Origin of the sequence: Lishizhenia sp. (assembly GCF_033720595.1) — a bacterium.
GTDB lineage: Bacteria > Bacteroidota > Bacteroidia > Flavobacteriales_D > Crocinitomicaceae > Lishizhenia.
The window spans coordinates 1-5,382 of the sequence record NZ_JAWWCF010000194.1; the positions used below are offsets into that span (position 1 = coordinate 1).

At 36.9% G+C, this 5,382-nt stretch carries 7 protein-coding genes; 1 reads left to right on the forward strand and 6 read right to left on the reverse strand.

Annotated elements, in window-relative coordinates; genetic code table 11:
- The 6 genes from lepB to R3333_RS12185 all read right to left on the reverse strand — a co-directional run.
- Window positions 1-969 (reverse strand): signal peptidase I (gene lepB / locus R3333_RS12160; protein ID WP_318959049.1); only part of this gene is annotated, 969 nt, incomplete at its 3' end.
- Between the two features lie 3 nt (window positions 970-972).
- On the reverse strand, window positions 973-1,692 hold the full coding sequence (gene dapB / locus R3333_RS12165) for a 4-hydroxy-tetrahydrodipicolinate reductase (RefSeq protein ID WP_318959050.1): 720 nt from the start codon (window positions 1,690-1,692) through the stop codon (window positions 973-975).
- An 84-nt stretch (window positions 1,693-1,776) separates the two neighbouring features.
- A complete protein-coding gene (locus R3333_RS12170; protein WP_318959051.1) occupies window positions 1,777-2,343 on the reverse strand; it encodes a DUF5683 domain-containing protein in 567 nt (188 codons plus the stop codon).
- Window position 2,344: 1 nt separating this feature from the next.
- A complete protein-coding gene (locus R3333_RS12175) occupies window positions 2,345-3,247 on the reverse strand; it encodes a ParB/RepB/Spo0J family partition protein (RefSeq protein WP_318959052.1) in 903 nt (300 codons plus the stop codon).
- Window positions 3,237-4,049: an AAA family ATPase gene (locus R3333_RS12180; RefSeq protein ID WP_318959053.1), complete on the reverse strand. Its 813-nt coding sequence runs from the start codon at window positions 4,047-4,049 to the stop codon at window positions 3,237-3,239. The genes R3333_RS12175 and R3333_RS12180 overlap by 11 nt, the downstream gene beginning before the upstream one ends.
- 101 nt (window positions 4,050-4,150) lie before the next feature.
- Entirely contained in the window at window positions 4,151-4,477 is a 327-nt protein-coding gene (locus tag R3333_RS12185) for a DUF3276 family protein (RefSeq protein ID WP_318959054.1), read from the reverse strand.
- Window positions 4,478-4,829: 352 nt separating this feature from the next.
- Here R3333_RS12185 and R3333_RS12190 point away from each other — a divergent pair.
- Window positions 4,830-5,382 (forward strand): M15 family metallopeptidase (locus R3333_RS12190; protein ID WP_318959055.1); only part of this gene is annotated, 553 nt, incomplete at its 3' end.

Genomic DNA, 5,382 nt, shown 5'->3' on the forward strand with positions numbered 1-5,382 from the left:
AATAGTTGAATCGTTAAAAATGCGTTCTCTTAGCTTGTTTTTTAATTCGTTTACCTTTCTAAAGTTGCTTTCATTTGCCAATTGGAATTGGTGTTGTGCTTCTCCGATTACTAATCCATGGTAGTCGTGTCCCATTAAACCGTAAGGCATACGAGGGTCGTAAACGGCAGTATCTCCAGAAGGGTAGTTGAATACCACAACATCATACCTGTTAACATCCGTAAATCCTGGTAAACGTGTATAGTCTAGTTTTTCAATACCTACGTAAGATTTAATGTTTAAGTAAGGGATGAAGTTGTGCACCAAAGGGAAACTCACTGGAGTAACCGGTACCTTAGGTCCATAAGCTAATTTGTTTACAAATAAGAAATCTCCCACCAATAAGGTTTTTTCCATAGATCCCGTTGGGATTTGGAAAGGTTCAAAGACGTAGGTTCTAATACCAGATGCAGCGATAAGTGCAAATAACACGGTATCTCCCCATTCTTTAATACGAGATTTTTTTGATTTCTTTTTACTTTGAACAGCTCCTAATGTATAAGCTAAAATGTGTCCTATAATAGGAAGCGATAAGAAGAGAACAATGTGGTCTCCTGCTGTTCTTTCGGCAACTTGCTTTGCGTTTTCCCAATCCGTGGTGTAGTTTGCTTTTGCATTTTCATCACTAGAGATTTGGAACATCGGAACAAATGGAAAGAAGATACCAAGTAGGGTGTCTACCGCTGATACTTTTCCAAATTTTCTAATGAGAGATACGTTGATGACCATCCACATAAAAATATGGATTCCCGGTATGATTAGAAATAAAGACCACCACCAAGGTTGACCTGAGATTTTGTTTGCAATAGCGTAGTTGTAACCGGGTACAAATGCTTCCCAAGTTTGTCTACCCGCTTTTTTGAAGATTTTTGGCCACATTGCCAAAATTGGGTAGACGATGAAAAATAGGTAAAAATATAAAGCTGACATAGTTTAGAAATTTAGCACATCTTGCATTGTGAATACTCCTTTTTTATCGTGTATCCATTCTGCAGCAACCACAGCTCCTAATGCGAATCCTTTGCGGTTGTGTGCTTCGTGTTTTATAGTAATCGTATCGATTTCTGATTTATAATTGATAATGTGTGTGCCTGGTACTTCAGGTTCTCTGAGAGCGGTAATGTTAATACCATTATCCACGGCTTCTTCATTGTTTTCTTTACAGAAATGAGCTGAGTAATTATCGTGGTTGGCAATGATTTGTTCTGCTAGCGTGATGGCTGTACCACTAGGAGCATCTAGTTTTTGCATGTGATGAACCTCCGTCATATCACAAGCGTATGCTTCTTGTTTATTCATGATTTTGGCTAAGTACTCATTGACTTTAAAGAAAATATTTACACCGATACTGAAATTACTTGAATGTAATAATGCACCTTCTTTATCGGCAACTTTTTCTCCAACACTTTCCAAAGCATGATTCCAACCCGTAGTCCCAACAACTGTTGGAATGCCTGCATCAAGAAGAAGGTCAATGTTATTTAAGACTGTAGCGGGAATACTGAATTCTATGGCTGCATCAATGTTTTTCAATTGATCTGGAGTGATGGGATTTTTTGAAGTTGATCTTAGAACAATTTCATGTCCGCGCTCTACAGCAATTTCTTCAATTGCTTTCCCCATTTTTCCGTATCCTACTAGTGCTATTCTCATGTGATTTCTTCTTTGTAGAATTGATTGTTTTACAATTCTAATCGCGTAGCAAAAATAAGAGAAAGTAGGTATTTTCAGCCTTTTTTAACGAAAATTAAAGGCTAAACTAAGGCCGTAACTTGAGTTGTTAAGTAGGGTTGGTCTTAAATTTAACGAAAGGTCTGGACTCACGTCAAAATTTACAAAATGTGCTTCAACGCCTGCGTCTAAAACATTGAGTCCCCAAACAATTACAAATGCTGCAATACTCAGGTCTCTGTTTCTTTTTGCGAAATTGTATTCAGTGATCAAAGCTCCTTGATCTAAAGGAATGTACTCTGGAAATTTAAAGCTTCCTGGATTATCGAGTCTATGGTAGTATTCAAGTCGGGTTCTATCCACCTCTAAACTGTTGGTGTAAATAGAGTAGGCTGCTAATCCTAAACCTGCGTAGATTATAGGTACTTTGATAAAAGCATAGCGTTTACCCTTTGGTTTTGCGAAGTGATTGTAGAACTGTCCAGCTCCGGGTACAATAGCGCTAAATTTCATGGCTTTGCTCGGAGAATGGATGGTGTCTTTAAGGGGAAGAGGCTCAGCAATGGTGTCGTTATTTTGACACCACGCTAAACTTCCAATGAGTATAAATAGTATGAGAAGAGGTGTTCTCAATTTATTTGTTTAAGATTTCAATGATTCGATTCAAATCTGTTTCAGAATTGAAGTTGATCACCAATTTACCACTTCCTTGTGGTGTCTTTTTAATTTCAACTTTGGCAGCAACCTTGTCACCAAAATGAGATCTAAAATCGTTTTGAATTTGACTGATAGGAGCAGCGTCTACTTTTGGTGCTGGTTTAGCTTTTTCAACATCACCTTCTCCTTTGATAAGACTTTCTAATGCTCTAACAGATAAGCCTTCTTCTATAATTGCGTAGAATAAGTCAATTTGCGTTCCTTCATCACCCGCTGAAACTAAAGCTCTGGCGTGTCCCATAGAAATAAGGTTGTCTCTTACTCCTTTTTGAACCAAAGCCGGAAGTTTTAACAAGCGTAAATGGTTGGTAATAGAAGATCTACTTTTTGCAATTTTCTGACTCAATTGTTCCTGCGTTAGATCACATTCGTCTAACAAACGTTGGTAAGATAAAGCAACTTCAATGGCATTTAAATCTTCACGTTGAATGTTTTCAACCAAGGCCATTTCCAGCATGGTCTGATCGTTCGCGACTCTAATGTAAGCAGGAACTTCCGTTAAACCTGCAAGCTGAGAAGCTCTAAATCTACGCTCTCCAGAAATCAACTGATATTTATCCCTCCCTAATTTTCTTACTGTTAAGGGTTGGATAATACCGTGCTCTCCGATAGACTTGCTTAATTCGTTAAGGGCATCTTCCTCGAAGTGTGTTCTCGGGTTAAATGGATTGGCTTCTATGCTAGAAATTGGTAGCATAGCAATCGCTCCTAATACCGATTTGTCTGAAATGTCTGATGAAGTTATATCTGTTGCTGAACTTTGCAACAAGGCCCCTAGTCCTTTTCCTAAGGGTGGTTTTTTATTTGCTTTAGAGCTCATTTCCAAGTGTGATTTTTTTATCGTCTTCGTTTACTTTCGTCGCGTTATTACGTTGTAATAATTCTCGTGCAAAGTTAAGATAGTTTATAGAACCTTTACTAGTAGCATCGTGCATTACTATGGTTTCTCCAAAACTTGGAGCTTCTCCTAACTTTGTATTCCTGTGAATTACAGTATCAAAAACTAATTCTTGAAAATGTGTTTTTACTTCGTCTACAACTTGGTTGGCCAAACGTAAACGCGTATCGTACATGGTTAATAAAATACCTTCAATTTCTAAATCAGTATTTAATCTTCCTTGAACTATTTTAATTGTATTCAATAATTTACCCAATCCTTCTAATGCAAAGTATTCACATTGCACAGGAATCATAACTGAGTCAGCTGCAGTAAGTGCATTTAATGTGATTAACCCTAAAGAAGGTGAACAGTCTATGATGATAAAATCGTAATCGTCTTTAACCTTTTCTAAGGCCAAACGCATCATGTGCTCACGATTAGGCATATTGATCATTTCTAACTCAGCACCCACTAAATCGATGTGAGAAGCTATGATGTCTAAATTTGGATTTTGTGTTTGCATGATTACATCTCTTGGATGTGTTTCATTCACCAAACAGTCGTAAATATTTTTATTGTTTTTTGGATCAAAACCTAAACCAGAAGTAGCATTGGCCTGTGGGTCGGCGTCAACTATCAATGTTTTATATTCTAGCACTCCTAAACACCCCGCAGCATTAATGGCTGTGGTTGTTTTTCCTACTCCTCCTTTTTGATTAGCTATCGCAATAATTTTACCCATAGTGTTTTATTTTCAAGGTAAAGATAATTCTAAACCTCGATTCAAATTAAGAATTCTCTCCTTTATTTTTCCTTATGACAATGTTGATTTATTGTTGATATCTATAAATCATCAAAACTCACAGTGCTGTACGCTTCTTTCTCTTCTTCCTCAATTTTGTAAGGACCAGAAGATTTTAATTCTGCAATTTTTTCAATAACCTCCTGGAGTCCATCGCTGAATTTTTCAAAATCTTCTTTGTACAAAAAGATTTTGTGTTTTTGAAAACTCATACGTCCATTAACCATGGATTTTTTGCTTTCTGTAAGCGTTAAATAAAGGTCATTACCTCTAGTTGATTTAATATCAAAGAAATACGTTCTTTTTCCGGCTCTTACGACCTTAGAATATACCTCTTCATTGCGTTCATTGCGGTTTGTTTCATCCATAGACTGCTGGTTTTGCTTCCCAACAAATATTGAAATTAATTTTATGAAATGCAACCCGTTGTAAGTTCAACTTTGGAATGGTGAATTGGAGCTCGGATAAGTGACTTTACTACTGTTTTAGAGCGCTACCGTTCGTTCTGATCTTGTTTGTGAACATCTTTATTCAATTCGATTTTTTACAGATTAATCTATGGTATAATCTGGAAGTTAGATGTTTAGCGTTTTTATGCAAGGGGAGAGGAAGAAAAACGAAAAAACTAAAAAGAAAAGAGCGTCTGTCATTTTCTTCTAATTTCGTGGAACTTGGTGCTTGAATAAGTCGTAATGTAGTTATTCATCTGAAAGATTTTTTATGAAATATTATCAATTAATTGGCTTTTGTTTAATGTTAATGGCTTGCGGAGAAAAAAAGAACCCGATCAAAAAGGTTCAAGCTTTGCCAGTAGACACAATAATTCAAACCCCTATCAGAGATTCATCAAAGAGGAACCTTGAAGAAGGAAAAGTTGAAATGGATACACTAGAACAGAAGATAGTGGATGCAGGCCTCGTTGATGTTCAAACGTATCACTCCGGTATTTGGGTGGATTTGAAATACAGCACTACAGATAACTTTCTTTCTAAAGATTTATATGGATCTTTAACCAAAGCCTATCTTCAAAAGGATTTAGCAGAGCGTTTGGCTGTAGTTCAGGATAGTTTAACTGCTATGGATAGTTCATTACACTTGTTGGTTTATGATGCCGTACGTCCACGAAGTGTTCAATGGGAAATGTGGAGAGCTATGGATAGTTTGCCAGTAGCTGAACGTGTGAAATTTGTTTCTAATCCAAGAAATGGAAGTGTTCACAACTATGGCTGTGCCGTAGATTTAACAATATGTAATGCCGATACCATCCCCTTGG